This is a genomic window from Bradyrhizobium sp. SBR1B, assembly GCF_014198205.1.
GTDB lineage: Bacteria > Pseudomonadota > Alphaproteobacteria > Rhizobiales > Xanthobacteraceae > Bradyrhizobium.
The window spans coordinates 616,544-635,305 of sequence record NZ_JACIHC010000003.1 but is presented as its reverse complement, the minus strand read 5'-3'; the positions used below and the strand labels follow the sequence as shown (position 1 = coordinate 635,305).

The window sequence follows — 18,762 nt, the reverse complement described above, 5'->3', positions numbered from 1 at the left end:
CGGGCGAACAAGAAGCAGACTTGAACGATGGAGGAAAAGTCGATGTTGAAGAAAATGACGATTGCAGCAGTGATGTCCGCCGCCACGCTATTGGCTGCCACCCAGGCCAGTGTGGCGCAGACCAAGCTCAAATGGGCCCATGTCTACGAGACCTCGGAGCCGTTCCACACCGCCTCGGTCTGGGCCGCGCAGGAGATCGGCAAGCGCACCAACGGGCGCTATGCGATCGACGTCTATCCGGCCTCTCAGCTCGGCAAGGAAGCCGACATCAACCAGGGCCTCTCGCTCGGCTCGGTCGACATCATCATCTCCGGCTCGAGCTTCGCGGCCAAGAGCTTCCCGCCGATCGGCGTGACCTATTATCCCTACACCTTCCGCGACGCCGATCATCTGCTCGCCTACACCAAGAGCGACATCTTCAAGGAGCTCGCCAAGGGCTATGAGGACAAGAGCGGCCACCACATCGTCGCGGTGACCTATTACGGCGTGCGCCAGACCTCGTCGAACAAGCCGATCAAGACCTGCGCCGACATGAAGGGCCTGAAGATGCGCGTGCCGGACGTGCCGGCCTATCTCGCGATGCCGCGCGCCTGCGGCGCCAACACTGCGCCGATCGCCTTCGCCGAAGTCTACCTCGCGCTCCAGAACGGCACCGTCGAGGCGCAGGAAAACCCGCTGACCACGATCGAGGCCAAGAAGTTCTACGAGGTACAGAAGCACATCGTGCTGACCGGCCACATCGTCGATCACCTCAACACGGTGGTTGCGGGCGCGCTGTGGAAGAAGCTCTCCGACGAGGACAAGAAGATCTTCACCGACGTCGCCCAGGAAGCCGCCGCCAAGGCGACCGCGGAGATCAAGCAGAACGAGGCCAAGTTGGTCGCCTTCTTCAAGGAGAAGGGCCTGAGCGTGACCGAGGTCGACAAGAACGAGTTCCGCGACACCGTGCTGAAGAACGTCGCGTTCGAGACCTTCGGCTATCGCAAGGCCGACTGGGAAAAGATCCAGGCGGTGAAGTGACGACGTAGTCGTCATCCCGGGGCGGTCCGTAGGACCGAACTACGGTGCGCAATTGCGCACCTGAGAATCTCGAGGTTCCGGGTTCGACGCGGACGCGTCGCCCCGGAACGACGATTTGGAGAGAGGTAATCCATGTCCACCGCCGAAATACACCGGCAGATCACCGCGGACGAGATCGCCCATACCTTCGAGGAGGAGGCGACGCCGAAGGTCGACCTCGGCATCTACGCGTTCGAGGACTGGGTGGCGCTCGCGATCTTCTGGGTGATGGCGCTCGCCGTCTTCCTCCAGTTCTTCACCCGCTACGTGCTCAACGACAGCTACGCCTGGACCGAGGAGATCGCGACCTATTGCCTGATCGGCGTCGTCTTCATCGGCGCCTCGATGTGCGTGCGGCTGTCTCGGCACATCCAGGTCGATCTCGTCTACCGCTATCTGCCACATCTCGTGGCGCGCGCTCTGTCGACGTTGATCGACCTGATCCGGATCGCCTTCTTCGGCTACGCCACCAAGCTGGTCTGGACTTACATCCAGATCATCGGCGACGAGCAGATGACGACGATCAATTTTCCCAAGAACTACGTCTATTACGCCGTGCTGCTCGGCTTCGTACTGATGTTCCTGCGCTCGGTGCAGGCGGCGCTGCAACACTGGCGGCAAGGCTACTCGGTCCTCGAACGACCCGGCGCCTACGACGGATCGGAGATTTGACATCATGCTGCTGCTGCTCGGAGGCTTTCTCATCCTGATGCTGCTCGGCGTTCCCGTGGCGATCGCCATGGCCGCGTCGTCGCTGCTCTACATCCTGGTCAGCGGCGTGACGCCCGACGTCACGCTGGCTCAGCGCATGATCGCCGGCGTCGAGAGCTTTCCGCTGCTCGCGGTGCCGTTCTTCATCCTGGCCGGCAACCTCATGAACATCGCCGGCGTCACCGGCCGCATCTACAAATTCGCCGTCGCCCTGGTCGGCTGGATGCGCGGCGGCCTCGGCCACGTCAACATCATCGGCTCGGTGATCTTCTCCGGCATGTCCGGGACCGCGATCGCGGACGCCGCCGGTCTCGGCACCATCGAGATCAAGGCGATGAAGGATCACGGCTATTCCACCGAGTTCTCGGTCGGCGTCACCGCGGCCTCGGCGACGCTCGGCCCGATCATCCCGCCGTCGCTGCCCTTCGTGATCTACGGCATGATGGCCAACGTCTCGATCGGCGCGCTGTTCTTGGGCGGCGTCATCCCGGGCGTCGTGCTGACGCTGTTCATGATGGCGACGGTCACCTATTTCGCGCACAAGAACAAATGGGGCAGCGACACGCCGTTCTCCTGGCCGCAGCTCGGCTCGGCCGGCCTCGAAATCCTCATCGTGCTGTCTTTCCCGATGGCGATCTGGCTGATGGTGCTGGCCGGCCTCTCGGTCAACGTCGCCGTGGTGATCGGCCTCGGCACGTTGCTGGCAATCGACTGGTACTTCGACTTCTCGGCGGTGATGGCGCTGATGGCGCCGGTGATCCTGATCGGGGGCATGACGCTCGGCTGGTTCACGCCGACGGAGGCCGCGGTCGCGGCCGTAATCTGGTCGCTGTTCCTCGGCCTCGTCCGCTACCGCACCATGACGCTGCAGACGGTGGCGAAGGCGACGTTCGACACCATCGAGACCACGGCCTCGGTGCTGTTCATCGTCACGGCAGCCTCGATCTTCGCCTGGCTGCTGACGGTGTCGCAGGCGGCGCAGACGCTGTCGGACTGGATGCTCAGCGTCACCCACAACAAATGGGTGTTTTTGGCGCTCGCCAACGTCTTGATCCTCTTCGTCGGCTGCTTCATCGACACCACGGCGGCGATCACCATCCTGGTGCCGATCCTGCTGCCGATCGTGCTCAAGCTCGGCATCGACCCGATCCATTTCGGCCTGATCATGACGCTGAACCTTATGATCGGCCTGCTGCATCCGCCGCTCGGCATGGTGCTGTTCGTGCTCGCCCGCGTCGCCAAGCTCTCGGTCGAGCGCACCACGGTCGCGATCCTGCCCTGGCTGGTGCCGCTGATGCTCGCGCTGATCGCGATCACCTACATTCCCGAACTGACCCTCTGGCTGCCAAAATACATGGGACTCTCCAAATGACCTCCGTTGCTCTCGCCGCTACCCTGTTCGGGCCCGAAGATCTGCGCATGATCGAGCATCCGCTCGACAAGCTCGCAGACGGCATGGTGCGCATCCGCTTCGGCGCCGGCGGCATCTGCGGTTCGGACATGCACTATTTCCGCCATGCCCGGACCGGCGATTTCGTGGTGAAGTCGCCGCTGGTGCTCGGCCACGAGATCTCGGGCGAGGTCGTGGAGATCTCCGGCGCGGCTGCGAACCTGAAGGTCGGCGACCGCGTCGCCGTCAATCCCTCGCGCTGGTGCGGCCATTGCGTCGCCTGCCGCGAGGGCCGGCCGAACCTGTGTGAGAACATCTACTTCATGGGCTCGGCCTCGAAGACGCCGCACATGCAGGGCGGCTTTGCCAATTACTTCGACGCGATCCCCGCGCAGTGCGTGAAGATTCCCGACCATGTGTCCTACCAGGCCGCGGCGCTGGCCGAGCCGCTTTCGGTCTGCCTGCACGCGGTCGCGCGTGCCGGCAATATCGAGGGCAAGCGCGGCATCATCTTTGGTGCCGGCCCGATCGGGCTTCTGACCATGCTCGCCGCCCACCGCGCCGGCATGGCCGATATCACGGTGGCCGACATCGCGCCGGCCCCGCTGGCCTTCGCGACCAAGCTCGGTGCTTCGCATGTCGAGAACGTGTCGGCCGGGGAAGAGGGCCTGAAGGCGCAGGCCGCGTCGCGTCCCTACGACGTCGCGTTCGAGGTCTCGGGAACGGCCGCGGGCCTTGCGAGCGCCATCGGCATCGTCAGGCGCGGCGGCATCGTGGTGCAGATCGGCAATCTGCCGGGCGGCCAGATTCCGACGCCGTCGAATGCGGTGATGGCGAAGGAGATCGACCTGCGCGGCTCGTTCCGCTTCGGCTTCGAATTCTCAACCGCGGTGGAACTGATCTCCAATGGCAGCGTCGACGTGCTGTCGCTGGTCACCGCCGAGCGTCCGCTGTCGACCGCGCCGGATGCGCTCAGGCTGGCGCTCGACCGCTCGCAGAGCGTCAAGGTCGTGCTGACCGCGAATTGACTCTTGTTTTGACGCGTTTTCTTCACGCGAACCGATACCCACTTCGCTCGAAAACGCTTTAGGAGATTGCGCATGATGCTCGAAGGCTGGCGCTGGTACGGGCCCGACGATCCTGTCTCGCTCGACGATGTCAGGCAGGCCGGGGCGAGCGATATCGTCTCGGCGCTGCATCAGGTGCCGATTGGCGAAGCCTGGACGCGCAAGGCGGTGGAGGAGCGCAAGAACTTCATCGAGCGCGGCCAGCCCGGCCGCTCGCAGCTGACCTGGTCGGTGGTGGAATCGATTCCGATCCCAGACGACGTCAAGCGGCTCGGCGGCAAGGCGACCAAGTCGATCGAGGCCTGGATCGCGAGCCTCGAAGCCGTCGCGGCTTCCGGCATCAAGATCATCTGCTACAATTTCATGCCGGTGGTCGATTGGTGCCGCACCGATCTGGAATGGGAGCTGCCGAACGGCGCCCGCGCCATGCGCTTCGATCAGGACCGCTTTGCCGCTTTCGAGCTGCATATCCTCAAGCGCCCTGCGGCCGTGCAGGACTATTCGCCCGAGCAGCAGGCGCGTGCGAAAGCGCTGTTCGAGCAGATGAGCCAGGCCGATATCGACTATCTCGTCATGGTGATCGCCAGCGCGCTGCCCGGCTCGACCACCGAGCCGATGACCATCCCGCAATTCCGCGATCGGCTGGAGACCTATCGCGACATCACGCCAAAGATCCTGCGGCAGCATCTCGTCGAATTCCTCGGGCGCGTGACGCCGGTGGCCGAGCAGCTCGGGGTGTCCTTGACCCTGCATCCGGACGACCCGCCGCGGCCGCTGTTCGGCCTGCCGCGTATTGCCTCGAGCGCCGACGACTACCAGGCGCTGTTCGACGCCGTGCCGTCCAGGGCCAACGGCATCTGCCTGTGCACGGGCTCGCTCGGCGTGCGCGCCGAAAACAATCTGCCTGAAATGGCCGAACGCTTCGGCCCGCGTATTGCGTTCGCCCACCTCCGCGCCACCAAGCGCGAGGCCGACGGGCTGTCGTTCTACGAATCCGATCATCTCGACGGTGACGTCGACATGGTCGCGGTGCTCAAGGCGCTGCTCAAGGAGAACGCCAAGCGTTCGCCCGACAAGCAGATCGTGTTCCGTCCCGACCATGGTCACCGCATGCTCGACGATCTCGCGGCGACCAAGCGCACCAATCCCGGCTACACCGCGATCGGCCGCCTGCGCGGTCTCGCCGAGCTTCGCGGCGCGATTCGCGCGATCGAGCATCGGTGATAGAGGCGGGGCTCGGCGACGGCCGACATCGCATCACCCGATGGCGAAATCCGCCGCCGTCTTGGCGTGAATGGCCGTCGTGTCGAACGTCTCCACTGATGTGTCGTCAGGGCCGACCAGCATCGTGATCTCGGTGCAGCCGAGGATGATGCACTCGGCGCCGGCGGTGACCAGCGCTGCCATCACCTCCTGATAGCGGCGGCGCGAGGGATCGGCGACGATGCCGAGGCACAGCTCGTCGTAAATGATGCGGTTCACGTCGGCGCGCGCCTCAGTGGGAGGAACCAGCACGTCGAGATCATGCGCGCGCAGCCGGTCGATGTAGAAGTCCTCCTCCATCGTGAACTTGGTGCCGAGCAGCCCGACCTGCCGATAACCTTTCGCCCGGATCCGCTTGGCCGTCGCGTCGCCAAGATGGGTGAACGGAACGGTCACGCTGGAGATGATGTCGGGCGCCAGCTTGTGCATCGTGTTCGTGCACAGCACGATCGCCCGCGCGCCGGCGCCTTCAAGACGCCGGGCGACCTCCGCCAGGCTGGCCGCCGCCTCGCGCCAGCGGCCGGCGTACTGCATCTGCTTGATTTCCTCGAAATCGTAGGAATACAGCAGGAGCGGCGCCGAATGCAGCTTGCCCATGCGGTCGCGGACCCGCTCATTGATGAGCTTGTAGTAGAGTGTCGTGCTCTCCCAGCTCATGCCCCCGATCAAGCCGATGGTTTGCATTCCGGTGTCCTCGACGATGTGGTTTCGGCCGGATCGTAAACGAAGACGTCGAAGCCCGGTAGCCATCGCTTGATTGCGGCTTGATGCACCGTCAGGCCTAATTATTTCAGCGCTCGTAGCCCGGATGGAGCGTTAGCGTAATCCGGGGCCTTCGCCCGGCATCTCACACCGTCCCGGATTACGCTGGCGCTCCATCCGGGCTACGCCATCGTCCTGTGTCGCCCTCTGTCAATCCAGAAGTGCAAAAATATTCCACTTTACCGAAATTCGGTTTCAGCGTATGTGTCGGCCATCCTGATCCGGCGAAAGGGGCGGTCGTACGTCGTCACGAGCCGCGGATCGGGGAGCGGTGGACGCGGCGGCGTCGTGCACGAGAGGCGGGAGCAGGGCGGGAGAACCCCGTGAGGTCCCGGCGGCGTGCGGACGAACGGCGCTTGAAGCGTACGGCCAAATCGCGTGGTCCTGGCTGTCGTTGCTACACCCAAGCCTTGCGGAGGTGCGCCGAGCCCGACCGGGCGAAGCGCGCCGCCAATCCGCGGGGTGACGGAGGCAAGCAGGAACTCGTCTCCGGGGAGAGCGCGCCATAGGCCGTCAAACATCGCGCAGGGAAGGCCGGATGATCGGCTGCCCTGTGTCTCCCTCGTGCATTGCGTGTGCAATGTCTTCGCACGGGGGTCTTGCGGGTGCCAGCCGGCACCCGGCCTTCCCTGCGCCCTTTTTCTTCGGAGAGGGCGTGAAGCGGACAGCAAAGCTCGGGCGGAAGCGCCGCGAGAAGGTGGAGGCATGTCTGCGAGTCACAACCGATATCGTAGGGTGGGCAAAGCGCAGCGTGCCCACGCTCTTGTTGCTTATGGAGGGAGATCGTGGGCACGGCGCAAGTCCGCCTTTGCCTACCCTACGGCACTGGATTGCTTCGTCGCACCAGCGCAAAATTGCTACGCAATTCTGTCGCGGGCTCCTCGCAATGACGTGCCAACCGCAATCCCTGCACCAAGCCCGACGAACAGGCGTCGTGCAAACGGCACCGACGGGCATGACCTCTGCGCAGGCTGCGAGAAGCCTTTCGATCTTGCGCGCCCTCTCGGCCTGTCCTACGCAGTCTCCGAATAATAGCGCATCGCCAGAGCCTTGAGGGAGCCGTCATGACCATCCGCAACACCCGCACCGGGGGCCAGATCCTGATCGATCAGCTCGTGGCCCAGGGCGTCGAGCGCGTCACCTGTGTGCCGGGCGAGAGCTATCTGGCCGCGCTCGATGCGCTGCATGACAGCCCGATCGACGTCATGATCTGCCGTGCCGAAGGCGGCGCGGCGATGATGGCGGAGGCCTACGGCAAGCTGACCGGGCGGCCCGGCATCTGCTTCGTCACCCGCGGCCCCGGCGCGACCAATGCCAGCCACGGCGTCCACATTGCGATGCAGGATTCGACGCCGATGATCCTGTTCGTCGGCCAGGTCGACACCGGCATGCGCGAGCGCGAGGCGTTCCAGGAGCTGGACTACAAGGCGGTGTTCGGCACCATGGCGAAGTGGGCGGTCGAGATCGATCGTCCCGATCGCATTCCGGAGCTGGTGGCGCGCGCCTTCCGCGTCGCCATGCAGGGCCGCCCCGGTCCCGTCGTGATCTCGCTTCCCGAGAATATGCTGACCGAGACCGCCGCCGTTGCCGATGCCATGCGCATCGAGCCGGCCGTGAGCTGGCCCGCGCCTGCGGATATCGAGAAGCTCGGCGCGTTGCTCGCGAGCGCCAAGGCGCCGCTCGTCATCCTCGGCGGCTCGCGCTGGACGGATGGGGCGACCAGGAGCATCGCCCGCTTTGCCGAGCGCTTCGACCTCCCTGTCGCGACCTCGTTCCGCCGGGCCTCGCTGATCGATGCCGACCATTCGCATTATGCCGGCGATCTCGGCATCGGACCGAGCCCGGGGCTGAAGGCGCGCATCGACAACGCCGATGTCGTGCTTCTCGTCGGCGGCCGCATGTCGGAGATGCCGTCCTCGTCTTACACACTGCTCGACATTCCGAACCCGCAGCAGAAGCTGATCCATGTGCATCCGGGCTCCGAAGAGCTCGGCCGGGTCTATCAGCCGGCGCTCGCGATCCAGGCGACGCCCGCCGCGTTCGCCGCCGCGGTCGAGACGCTGAAGCCTTCAGGCGCGGTGGCCTGGAAGGGCGAGGCCGCCAAGGCGCACGCCGATTATCTCGCCTGGACCGAGAACGCCCGCGAGCTGCCGGGCACGTTCCAGTACGGCCAGGTCATGACCTGGCTGCGCGACCGGCTGCCGAAGGACGCCATCGTCTGCAACGGCGCCGGCAATTATGCCGGCTGGATCCATCGCCATCATCGCTTCCACAGCTTTGCCGCGCAGCTGGCGCCGACCTCGGGCTCGATGGGCTACGGCGTCCCGGCCGCGGTTCTCGCCAAGCGGCAATATCCGGATCGCACCGTCGTCGCCTTCGCCGGCGACGGATGCTTTCTGATGAACGGTCAGGAATTCGCGACCGCCGTGCAGTATGACGCGTCGCTGGTCGTGATCGTCGTCGACAATTCGCAATACGGCACGATCCGCATGCATCAGGAACGTGACTATCCCGGCCGCGTGGTCGGCACCCAGCTCAAGAACCCTGATTTCGCAATGTACGCGAAGGCATTCGGCGGCCATGGCGAGCGCGTTGAGCGCACCGAAGAGTTCGCGCCGGCGTTCGAGCGTGCGCTGGCCTCCGGCAAGCCGTCGATCCTCCACTGCATCATCGACCCGCGCGCGATCTCAGTCGGCAAGGACTTTGCGCCCGCGGTGAAGGCGTAAGCGATGACGACCGGTCGCCACGTTGCGATCATCGGAGCCGGCGCGGTCGGTGTCATCAGCGCCATCGAGGCCTTGCGCGAGGGCCATCGCGTCACGCTGATCGATCCGGGCGAGCCAGGCGGCGAACAGGCGGCGAGCTATGGCAATGCCGGCTGGCTGTCGTCGCATTCGGTGATCCCGCCGGCGGAGCCGGGCATCTGGAAGAAGGTGCCGGGCTATCTGATGGACCCGCTCGGGCCGCTCGCGATCCGCTGGTCGTATTTGCCGAAGGCGCTGCCCTGGCTGATCAAATATCTGCTCTCGGGCTGGACCGAGGCGCGGGTCGAGACGACAGCCCTCGCGCTGCGCGACCTGTTGAAGGACGCGCCGCTGCTGCACCGGAAGCTGGCGGAGGAGGCCGGCGTGCCCGAGCTGATCGAGCGCAATGGCGTGATGCATGTGTTTCCGTCGCGCGGCAATTTCGACAATGATCTCGGCTGGCGCCTGCGCAAGAAGGTCGGCGTCGAATGGATGGAGCTCAACGCCGACGAGATGCGCCAGCGTGAGCCTGATCTGCATCCGCGCTACACCTTTGGCGTGGTGGTGGAGGAGGCCGGACGCTGCCGCGATCCCGGCGCTTATGTTGCGGCGCTTGCCAACCACGCGATCGCCAGTGGCGTCACGCATATGCGGGCCAAGGCGACCGGCTTGAAGTTGAATGGCGACAAGCTCATGGCCGTCCTTACCGAGACCGGCGAGATCGCCTGTGATGCTGCCGTCGTCGCGGCCGGCGCCCGATCAAAGCAGCTCACCGCATCGGTCGGAGATCCCTTGCCGCTCGAGACCGAGCGCGGCTACCATGTCATGATAGAGAACCCGGAGTCAGGTCCGCGCAGCTCGATGATGGCATCCGACGCCAAGATGGTGGTGAACTGGACCGACAAGGGCCTGCGCGCCGCCGGCACGGTCGAGATCGCCGGCCTTCAGGCCGCGCCGAACTGGAAGCGCGCCGAAATTCTGCGCAACCACCTTGTCAGCATGTTTCCAAAACTGCCGAAAGACATTCCGGCCTCGCGCATCAAAACCTGGTTCGGCCATCGGCCGAGCATGCCGGATGGACGTCCCTGCATCGGCTATGCGCGCGCTTCGCGTGACATCGTCTATGCCTTCGGCCACGGCCACGTCGGGCTGGTCGGCTCGGCCCGTACCGGCCGGCTCGTCGCGCAGTTGCTTAGCGGCAAGCCGCCCGAGATTCCGCTGGCGCCGTTTGCGCCCGAACGTTTCCTCTGAGGTCGCAGCATGACCAGTTCGGCCAATTTACCCTCTCGCATCGCCCGCGGCGGCAAGGCCATCTATGGCGCGCCGCTCGGCATCTTGATGCTGGAAGCGCGCTTCCCCCGCATTCCCGGCGACATGGGCAACGGCACGACCTGGCCTTTCCCCGTGCTCTATCGCGTGGTGAGCGGGGCTTCGCCGGAGAAGGTGGTGCTGAAGGGCGCGGCCGGCCTGCTGCCCGATTTCATCGATGCCGCCAAGGATCTGGTGCGGCTCGGCGCTGAAGCCATCACCACCAATTGCGGCTTCCTCTCGCTGTTCCAGAAGGAGATCGCGGCCGCGGTCGGCGTTCCCGTTGCGACCTCGTCGCTGATGCAGGTGCCGTGGGTGCAGGCGACCTTGCCGCCGGGCAAGCGCGTCGGCCTCGTCACGGTGTCGGGCTCGACCTTGACGCCGGCTCATCTCGAGGGCGCCGGCGTGCCGCTCGACACGCCGCTGGTCGGCACCGAGAACGGCAAGGAATTCTTCCGCGTCCTGATCAAGGCCGAGAAGGACGATATGGACATCGCGCAGGCCGAGCGTGACGTGGTCGAGGCCGGCAAGGAGCTTGTCGCCAAAAATCCCGATGTCGGCGCGATCGTGCTCGAATGCACCAACATGCCGCCTTATGCGGCAGCGTTGCAGGCCGAGGTCGGGTTGCCGGTCTACGACATCTATTCCATGATCACCTGGTTTCACGCCGGACTGCGCCCGCGCGTCTTTGCGTGAACGCGTCCGTGAGATCGTCACAAGTCCTGGAGCGAGCCCATGAAGTTATCCGGCAAGGTCGCCGCCATCACCGGCGCGGCGCGTGGCATCGGCAAGGCCTGCGCGAAGAGATTTTTGGATGACGGCGTCAAGGTCGTGATCTCGGACGTCGATGCCGAGGGCCTCGCCGCGACAGCCGCCGAGCTCGCCCGGCCGGATGCCTTGCGCACAATCGTCGGCAATGTGGCCAAACGTGCTGACGTGGATCAGCTCGTCGCCACCGCCGCGAAGGAATTCGGCCGGCTCGACATCATGGTCAACAATGCCGGCGTCGCCCGCAACCGGGACATCCTGGAGATATCCGAGGAGGAATTCGACGAGATCATCGGCATCAATTTGAAGGGCGCGTTCTTCGGCGTCCAGGCGGCGGCGAAGCAAATGATCGCGCAAGGCGGCGGCGGGGTCATCATCAACATGTCCTCGGTGAACGCGCTGCTGGCGATCCCGGCGCTGGCGACCTACGCGATGTCCAAGGGCGGCATGAAGCAGCTGACCTCGGTCGCCGCCGTCGCGCTCGCCCCGCACAACATCCGCGTCGTCGCGGTCGGACCGGGCACGATTTTGACCGACATGGTGGCGTCGTCGATCTACACCTCGGAGGACGCGCGCAAAACCGTGATGTCACGCACGCCGGCCGGCCGCGGCGGCGAGCCGAGCGAGGTGGCGTCCGTCGTCGCGTTCCTGGCGAGCGACGATGCGTCCTACATTACCGGGCAGACGATCTATCCGGACGGTGGAAGGCTGGTCCTGAACTACACGGTGCCGGTGAAGGAGAAGTAGGCCCTCACTCCGCCGCGACCGTCATCCCGTAGCCGAGCCGCTTCGAGATGCCGCCGGCACAATCCCGCAACGCATGCGCGATCGGGCTGTCCCAGCGCGCATCGAACGTGCCTTCGGGTCCCATCGCCGTGATGACCAGCGCGACATGGCCGGTATGATCGAACACGGGAGCCGAGAATGCATTGACGCCGGGCAGGGGATCGCCGAGCGCGCGGGCGAGACCGTGCTTGCGGACCTCCGTCAGCATCTCGGCGACCTTGGCGCCCTTCACGGTGCGCTTCGGATTGTAACCGACGCCGTGACGATCGAGGCCGCTCTCCAGCGCGGCGTTGATAGTCTTCTCCGGCAGGAACGCCGCAAAGGCGCGGCCGGTGGCCGTCTCCAGCAGCGCCATCACCGAGCCCGCGCGCATCACGATGTGGACCGGCTGGGCCGGCTCTTCGAGCTGGACGACGGTCGGGCCGTACGTGCCCCAGACTGCCAGTGAGACCGCATGTCCGATCTGGCTCGCGAGCGCGGCGATCTTCGGCCTTGCGATGCGCACGCCGGAGAGCCGGCGCAGGCTGATCAGGCCGAGCTCCAGCGCCAGCGCGCCGATCTCATAACGGCCGGTGGTCTCGTCCTGCTCGATCAGCCCGATGCGGGAGAAGCTGGCGAGATAAGGGTGCGCCTTGGCCGGCGACATGCCGGCCTCGCGCGCGAGATCGCGCAGCATCATCGGCTCGCCGCACCTTGCGAGCGCGCGGAGCAGCTCTCCGCCGACCTCGATGGACTGGATGCCGCGGCTTTCCCTCTTCATGCGCCTCCGATGCGCTTGGCTTACGCCGCGTCGCGCTTGGCGGCGCTGTCGGCGAGATGACGCCCGGCAATGTAGCCGAAGGTCAGCGCCGGCCCAAGCGTGATGCCGGCCCCCGGGTAATTGCCGCCCATGATGCTCGCCATGTCGTTGCCGGCGGCATAGAGCCCGGGAATGACCCGGCCCTCGGCATCGAGCGCCCGCGCGTTCGCGTCGGTGACGATGCCGGCATAGGTGCCGAGATCGCCGATCACCATCTTGATGGCATAGAACGGCCCGCTCTCGACCGGCGCGACGCAGGGGTTGGGGCCGTGCATCGCGTCGCCCTGGTAGCGATTATAGGCCTTCGAGCCCTTGCCGAAGGCGGCGTCATGGCCTTGCGGCGCGGTGGCATTGAACTGCTTGACCGTCTCGGCGAATGCCTTGGCGTCGATGCCGGCCTTCGCCGCCAGCGCCTCCAGCGTGTCGCCGCGCATGAGATAGCCGGTAGTCAAGTGATGACCCAGCGGCATCGGGAAAGGCGGCACGCAGCCGAGACCGTATTTGCGCAGCGTTGGGTGATCGCAGACCAGGAAGGCGGCGATCTCCTCGCCGGGCTTGGCGGCCTTGATCATGGCCTGGACGAAGTCGTGATAGGAATTGCCCTCATTGGCAAAGCGCTTGCCGTCGCGCATCACCGCGATCACGCCGGGCTTGGCGCGGTCGATGAAGTGCGGCATCACGCCCTTGGAACCGTCCTTGCGCGTGGTCAGCGACACCGGCACCCAGGCCGCCGCGTTCGGCAGCCGGTCCTCGATATGTCCGCCTGCGCGCTCCGCAAGACGCAGTCCATCGCCGGTATTGCCTGATGGCCCCGGCGAGAAATGCTCGTTGCCGGTCGGCGCGTGCGGAAACATCTTCTTGCGCCGCTCCACATCATGCGGGAAGCCGCCGCAGGCCAGCACGACGCCCTGGCGCGCGAGCACGCGCACCTCGCGTCCCTCGCGCGACACGATCGCGCCGGTGACCGCGCCGTTCTCGACCGTCAGCTCGCGCACGGGCGAGGACAGCCACATCGGAATCTTCAGGTCCTGGGCGGATTTCGCGAGGCGCCCGGCCAGCGCATTGCCGTTGGTCAACGTCATGCCGCGGCCGTAGCGCAGCACGTCCATCAGGTGACGCGACAAGCGCTTGGCGACATAGACCGCGGAAGTCAGCGACTTGGTCACGCGCATGAAGTGGATGATCTCCTTGCCGCTTCCCAGCATCATGCCGAACACGGTGAGCTCGGGCAGCGGCATGCCCAGCGACTTGATGAGGTCGCCGAGCTCGCGGCCGTCGAACGGGCGCGTCACCATGGAGCGACCGCCTTGTGCGCCGCCGGGTGCTTCGGCGTGATAGTCGGGAAATACCAGCGGCATGTCGAAGCGGAGCGCGGTCTTGGTGGTGAAGAAATCGACAGCCTCGGGACCGGCCGAGAGAAATGCATCGACGCGTGCCGCGTCGTAATTGTTGCCGGCCTCGTGCCGCAAATAGGTGCGGGCCTGCTCCGGCGCTTCCGCGATGCCGTAGGCCTTTGCCAGCGAGGTGCCGGGAATCCAGAGCCAGCCGCCGGAGCGGGCGGTGGTGCCGCCAAAGCGCGGCTCCTTCTCGACGATCAGCACGTCGAGGCCGCGATGGCGCGCGGTGATCGCGGCCGACATGCCGGAGCAGCCTGATCCGGCCACGAGCACATCGCACTCGTAAGTCTCAATTGCGCTATGCTCGCTGCCGGTCATCTGGGCCTCACTTCTTCAGGAGCGGACATTTGGACTCGGAGACCGGGCGGAAGGCGTCCTCGCCCTTCACGGTCTTGACGATGTCCAGGTAATCCCACGGCTCCTTCGACTGCTCGGGCTTCTTCACCTTGGCGAGATACATGTCGCGAATGACACGGCCGTCCTCGCGCAACTTGCCGCCATGGACGAATGTATCCTCGATCGGCAGCTCGCGCATCTTGGCCATCACCTTGGCGGAATCGTCGGTGCCGGCCGCCTTGATGGCCTTCAGATAGTGCAGCACCGAGCCGTAGACGCCGGTCTGGATCATGGTCGGCATCACCTTGGTGCGCTCGTAGAACTTCTTCGACCAGGCGCGCGTTGCCTCGTCCATGGCCCAGTACGAGGCCGTGGTCATGTAGGTGCCCTGCGCGGCCTTGAGGCCGATCGCGTGTACGTCGGTGTCGAACATCAGGAGGCCGACGAGCTTCTGGCCGCCCTGGACGAGGCCGAACTCGCCGGACTGCTTGATCGCGTTGTCGGTGTCCTGGCCGGCCTTGGCGAAAGCGACGACGTCGGATTTCGAGCTTTGCGCCTGGAGCGCGAAGGAGGAGAAGTCCGCGGTGTTGGTCGGATGCTTGACGCCGCCCAGGACCTTTCCGCCCATCTCGTTGACGAAGCGCGTGGCGTCCTTCTCGAGCTGCTGGCCGAAGGCGTAGTCCGCGGTGATGAAGTACCAGGACTTACCACCCTCCTTGATCACGGCGGAGGCCGTCACCTTCGACAGCGCGTAGGTATCGTAGGTGAAGTGCACGGTGTTCGGGCTGCACAGCTCGTCGGTCAGCGAGCTTGCGCCGGGGCCGGAAAGCAACGCGACCTTGCCCCGCTCGTGCACCATGTTGTGGACGGCGATCGCGATGCCGGAATTGGGGATGTCGACGACGGCGTCGACCTTGCCGTTGTCGAACCAGCCGCGCACGATCTGCACGCCGACGTCGGTCTTCATCTGGTGATCGGCGCTGATGATCTCGATCGGCTTGCCGAGCACGGTCGGCCCGAATTCCTCCACCGCCATCTTCGCGGCCTCGACCGAGCCCGGCCCTGAGTTGTCGCGGCCCCAGCTCGACAGATCCGTCAGCACGCCGATCCGCACCGCGTCGTCGGAGACTTGCGCGGTGGCGACTGTGGTCATGGCTGCCGAAGTCATGGCCGCGAGCATGGCGCAGGCCAGAAGCCCTCTCATCGTTGTTTCCTCTCTCTTATTGGCCGCATGGCGCGGTTGGCTGTTCTTGAGTTGAATTAGATATAAGCAGATAAGTTTGTCAATGGTGAATTCGGGGTCCGGAATGAGTTCCTCTCGGCGGATGAGACGACAGGGGGCACCGCTGCTTCAGCGCCCGTGATTGCGAGCGCAGCGACTTGTCCGCCGAAGCCTTGGCGAAGGCGGAAGCAATCCAGACTCTCTCCCGGAGGCAGCCTGGATTGCTTCGTCGCAAGAGCTCCTCGCAATGACGGATGTTGCGACACAGGCGCACAAAATCCCGCGTTGTTATCCTGTGAGAGCCATCACCCCTGCAGGTTGCAACCCTCGGCACGATTGGCCATGATGCTCGCGGGAATCTCTGGGGCAGGGCATGACGGCAGCAACGGGAGTCTCCGCGGCGGCGGAGAAATCGACGACGGCGCACGTGGTGTGGGCGAGCGCGCTCGGCACCGCGATCGAGTGGTACGACTTCCTGATCTACGGCACGGCGGCGGCGCTGGTCTTCAACAAGCTGTTCTTCCCGAGCTTCGATCCCTTCGTCGGCACGCTGGCGGCGTTCTCGACCTATGCGGTCGGTTTCGTGGCGCGGCCGATCGGCGGCGCCATCATCGGGCATTACGGCGACCGGCTCGGCCGCAAAACCATGCTGGTCGCGACCATGATCGCGATGGGGCTCGGCACCTTCCTGATCGGCTGCCTGCCGACCTACAGCCAGATCGGCGTGTGGGCGCCGATCCTGCTCATCGTGCTGCGCTTCGTCCAGGGCATCGGCCTGGGCGGCGAATGGAGCGGCGCGGTCGTCATGGTGATCGAGCATGCCGGCAATCGCCGCGGCTTCTATGGCAGCCTGGTGCAGATCGGCTTTCCCGTCGGCGTTGCCGCTTCGACCGGCATTTTCGGCCTGATGACCAAGCTGCCCGAAGCCGATTTCCTGAGCTGGGGCTGGCGCGTGCCGTTCCTGATCAGCATCCTGCTCGTCGGTGTCGGCTTCATCGTGCGGCTCAAGCTCGCGGAGACGCCGCACTTCAAGGAAGTGGTCGAGCGCAAGGAGGTGCTGGCGCAGCCGGTGCTGGAAGTGCTCCGCCGCGACTGGCGCAGCTTTCTGCTGGCGATCGGCATCACGGTGTCGGAGGTTGGGCTTGCTTATCTCCTCACCGTCTTCACCGTGGTCTATGCCACGACGAAGCTCGGGCTGCCGCGGCAGGTGATCCTGGATGCCGTGGTCTATGCCGCCCTCGTCGAGTTCGCGACGCTGCCGCTCGCCGGCTGGCTGTCCGACATCTTCGGCCGCAAGGCTCTATACCTTGCCGGCGGCGTGTTCTCGGTGGCGCTGGCGTTTCCGTTGTTCTGGTTCCTCGATACGAAGGAGCCGGCGCTGATCACGCTGGCGCTCGTCGTCACGATGACGCTGACCCATGCGCTGCTGTTCGGGCCGAAGGCCGCGTTCATGCCGGAGTTGTTCCGCACCCAGGTGCGCTACAGCGGAGCCTCGCTCGGGGCCAATGTCGCGGCGGCGCTGAGCGGCGGCTTCTCGCCGCTGATTGCGACTGCGCTGCTGGCGTGGGCCGGCTCGTACTGGGCCGTGTCCGTCTACATCATCGCCCTCTCCATCATCACGATCGTCGCGACGCTGATGGCGCCGGAGACGGCGCGGAGTTCGCTGAAATCCTGATGTCGATCGTCTCGCGACTCAAGATGCAGCAGCCGGGCCATTGGCCTGCGGACCGTTTGGTTCTAAGAACGCCCTCGAGGAAACTTCCCCCAAGCCAGGGAACAGAACCATGACGAAGACGTCTCGACGTGACGTGCTCACTGCCGCGGCCGCGATGACCGCGGCGGGGATAGCCGAAGCGGCGCCGGCCGCAGCGCAGGCCGGACCGAAGCCGGTCTTTCCGGTGCCGATGGTGACGATCCCGATCGTCGGCGAGAGCCAGGTGTTTCAGGTCCGCCGTATCTACTGCATCGGGCGCAACTACGCCGCGCACGCGATCGAGCGCGGCTCGGACCCCAACCGCGAGCCGCCGTTCTTCTTCCAGAAGCCGACGGACGCGATCCAGAACGTCGCGGTCGGCGAGGTCGCCGATCATCCCTATCCGTCACTGACCAAGAACTATCATCACGAGGTCGAGCTTGTCGCCGCCCTGAAATCAGGCGGCACCAATATCCCGGTCGATAAGGCGCTCGACCACGTCTATGGCTACGCGCTCGGCCTCGACATGACCCGGCGCGACCTCCAGAACGGCATGGCCGCGGAGAAGAAGCCCTGGGAGATCGGCAAGAGTTTTGACCACGCCGCGGTGATCGGCCCGATTCACCCGGCCAGCAAGACCGGCCATTTCGAGAAGGGTGCCATTTCGCTGGCGATCAACGGCACGGTGAAGCAGAACTCGGATCTCAGCAAGATGATCTGGAACGTGGCCGAGCAGATCGCAAAGCTGTCGGAAGCCTTCGAATTGAAAGCCGGCGATATCATCTATTCCGGCACGCCGGAGAATGTCGGTCCCGTCGTGAAGGGCGACGTGCTGCTGTGCAAGCTCGAGGGCTTGCCTGATATGTCGATCAAGATCGTGTAGTTCCACGCCGCCGTCGCAACCGCCGGTTGGCGGCGGCAGCCCTGCGCCAGGGGAGTTCCACCCGCCGATTGCCATTTGTTGGCCGGCAAGCGAACCTCCTGTGGCCATATTTGGGAACGAGTGATTTCCCGCGAGGGAGGCGCTCCGATGACCAAGGCTCTGATTACTGCTGTCGCAATGCTGGCGTGTGTGCCCGTGAGCGCGGTTGCGCAGGAGCGCGCCGGCGATGCAGCACTCGGTGCCGTCTCCGGCGCGGTCGTGCTGGGCCCGGTCGGGGCGGTTGCCGGAGCCTTGATCGGCTACACTGCCGGACCTTCGATCGCTCGGTCCTGGGGTATGAGAGGTTCGCACTCGGCAGGACATCGGCCGCCGCCGCGCCGCGCGGCCGCGACCAGGAGCCCGACGCGCACCCGCGAGGCGATGGCAGCCAACGGTCAGATGCGAGCTGCTGGCAATCCGGCTCCGCCGGTTCAGGCCGCTCCCGCCGCTCCGGCGCAAGCCTCGGCGCCGCCGGTTCAGGGGTTCGACTAAGGCCGCAGCTTCGAGCCGACGCCTTCGGCCGCAGCCCCCGGCT

Annotated in this window: 16 protein-coding genes; 12 read left to right on the top strand and 4 right to left on the bottom strand. The window is 65.4% G+C overall.

The features are described 5' to 3' along the window. Window positions 1-54: 54 nt before the first annotated feature. From GGD61_RS11320 to uxuA, 5 genes are all read left to right on the top strand, one after another. Window positions 55-1,020 carry a sialic acid TRAP transporter substrate-binding protein SiaP gene (locus GGD61_RS11320; RefSeq protein ID WP_409362392.1) on the top strand — a complete coding sequence of 322 codons (966 nt, stop codon included), beginning with the start codon at window positions 55-57 and terminating at the stop codon, window positions 1,018-1,020. Between the two features lie 132 nt (window positions 1,021-1,152). Then, entirely contained in the window at window positions 1,153-1,731 is a 579-nt protein-coding gene (locus tag GGD61_RS11315; protein WP_092253731.1) for a TRAP transporter small permease, read from the top strand. 4 nt (window positions 1,732-1,735) lie between these two features. After that, the gene (locus GGD61_RS11310) at window positions 1,736-3,142 is read left to right on the top strand and encodes a TRAP transporter large permease (RefSeq protein WP_018318480.1); all 1,407 of its coding nucleotides are present in this window, start codon (window positions 1,736-1,738) and stop codon (window positions 3,140-3,142) included. After that, on the top strand, window positions 3,139-4,188 hold the full coding sequence (locus GGD61_RS11305) for an L-idonate 5-dehydrogenase (RefSeq protein ID WP_092253729.1): 1,050 nt from the start codon (window positions 3,139-3,141) through the stop codon (window positions 4,186-4,188). Before GGD61_RS11310 ends, GGD61_RS11305 begins: the two co-directional genes overlap by 4 nt. Before the next feature lie 72 nt (window positions 4,189-4,260). Further along, complete coding sequence (uxuA, locus tag GGD61_RS11300) at window positions 4,261-5,451, top strand: mannonate dehydratase (protein WP_092253727.1); 1,191 nt, start codon at window positions 4,261-4,263, stop codon at window positions 5,449-5,451. A gap of 33 nt (window positions 5,452-5,484) precedes the next feature. Here the strand turns inward: uxuA and GGD61_RS11295 are convergent, their stop codons facing one another. Beyond that, on the bottom strand, window positions 5,485-6,174 hold the full coding sequence (locus tag GGD61_RS11295) for an aspartate/glutamate racemase family protein (RefSeq protein WP_183230701.1): 690 nt from the start codon (window positions 6,172-6,174) through the stop codon (window positions 5,485-5,487). A 1,142-nt stretch (window positions 6,175-7,316) separates the two neighbouring features. On the opposite strand from GGD61_RS11295, the gene GGD61_RS11290 reads away from it, so the two are divergent. The 4 genes from GGD61_RS11290 to GGD61_RS11275 are packed head-to-tail and all read left to right on the top strand — an operon-like array spanning window position 7,317 to window position 11,819. Next, window positions 7,317-8,978, top strand: coding sequence for a thiamine pyrophosphate-binding protein (locus tag GGD61_RS11290; RefSeq protein ID WP_183230700.1), 1,662 nt, complete (start codon window positions 7,317-7,319; stop codon window positions 8,976-8,978). Window positions 8,979-8,981: 3 nt separating this feature from the next. Continuing rightward, window positions 8,982-10,247 (top strand): FAD-binding oxidoreductase, encoded by a 1,266-nt coding sequence (locus GGD61_RS11285; RefSeq protein WP_183230699.1) that lies wholly within the window; start codon window positions 8,982-8,984, stop codon window positions 10,245-10,247. A 9-nt stretch (window positions 10,248-10,256) separates the two neighbouring features. Continuing rightward, window positions 10,257-11,000 carry an aspartate/glutamate racemase family protein gene (locus tag GGD61_RS11280; protein ID WP_183230698.1) on the top strand — a complete coding sequence of 248 codons (744 nt, stop codon included), beginning with the start codon at window positions 10,257-10,259 and terminating at the stop codon, window positions 10,998-11,000. Between the two features lie 39 nt (window positions 11,001-11,039). Then, window positions 11,040-11,819 (top strand): SDR family NAD(P)-dependent oxidoreductase, encoded by a 780-nt coding sequence (locus GGD61_RS11275; RefSeq protein ID WP_092253718.1) that lies wholly within the window; start codon window positions 11,040-11,042, stop codon window positions 11,817-11,819. Window positions 11,820-11,823: 4 nt separating this feature from the next. On the opposite strand, the gene GGD61_RS11270 is transcribed toward GGD61_RS11275, so the two are convergent. Genes GGD61_RS11270 through GGD61_RS11260 form a run of 3 tightly spaced genes read right to left on the bottom strand, consistent with a single transcriptional unit; the run spans window position 11,824 to window position 15,594 of the window. Continuing rightward, window positions 11,824-12,618: an IclR family transcriptional regulator gene (locus GGD61_RS11270; protein WP_183230697.1), complete on the bottom strand. Its 795-nt coding sequence runs from the start codon at window positions 12,616-12,618 to the stop codon at window positions 11,824-11,826. A 20-nt stretch (window positions 12,619-12,638) separates the two neighbouring features. Further along, window positions 12,639-14,372 (bottom strand): FAD-dependent oxidoreductase, encoded by a 1,734-nt coding sequence (locus GGD61_RS11265; RefSeq protein WP_183230696.1) that lies wholly within the window; start codon window positions 14,370-14,372, stop codon window positions 12,639-12,641. Window positions 14,373-14,379: 7 nt separating this feature from the next. Next, window positions 14,380-15,594 carry an ABC transporter substrate-binding protein gene (locus tag GGD61_RS11260; RefSeq protein ID WP_183230695.1) on the bottom strand — a complete coding sequence of 405 codons (1,215 nt, stop codon included), beginning with the start codon at window positions 15,592-15,594 and terminating at the stop codon, window positions 14,380-14,382. A gap of 391 nt (window positions 15,595-15,985) precedes the next feature. On the opposite strand from GGD61_RS11260, the gene GGD61_RS11255 reads away from it, so the two are divergent. From GGD61_RS11255 to GGD61_RS11245, 3 genes are all read left to right on the top strand, one after another. Then, a complete protein-coding gene (locus GGD61_RS11255; protein ID WP_092253712.1) occupies window positions 15,986-17,287 on the top strand; it encodes an MFS transporter in 1,302 nt (433 codons plus the stop codon). Window positions 17,288-17,396: 109 nt separating this feature from the next. Further along, window positions 17,397-18,188 carry a fumarylacetoacetate hydrolase family protein gene (locus GGD61_RS11250; protein ID WP_092253710.1) on the top strand — a complete coding sequence of 264 codons (792 nt, stop codon included), beginning with the start codon at window positions 17,397-17,399 and terminating at the stop codon, window positions 18,186-18,188. A gap of 147 nt (window positions 18,189-18,335) precedes the next feature. Next, window positions 18,336-18,719, top strand: a complete 384-nt coding sequence (locus GGD61_RS11245; RefSeq protein WP_049814890.1) for a hypothetical protein — start codon at window positions 18,336-18,338, stop codon at window positions 18,717-18,719. Window positions 18,720-18,762 lie beyond the last annotated feature (43 nt).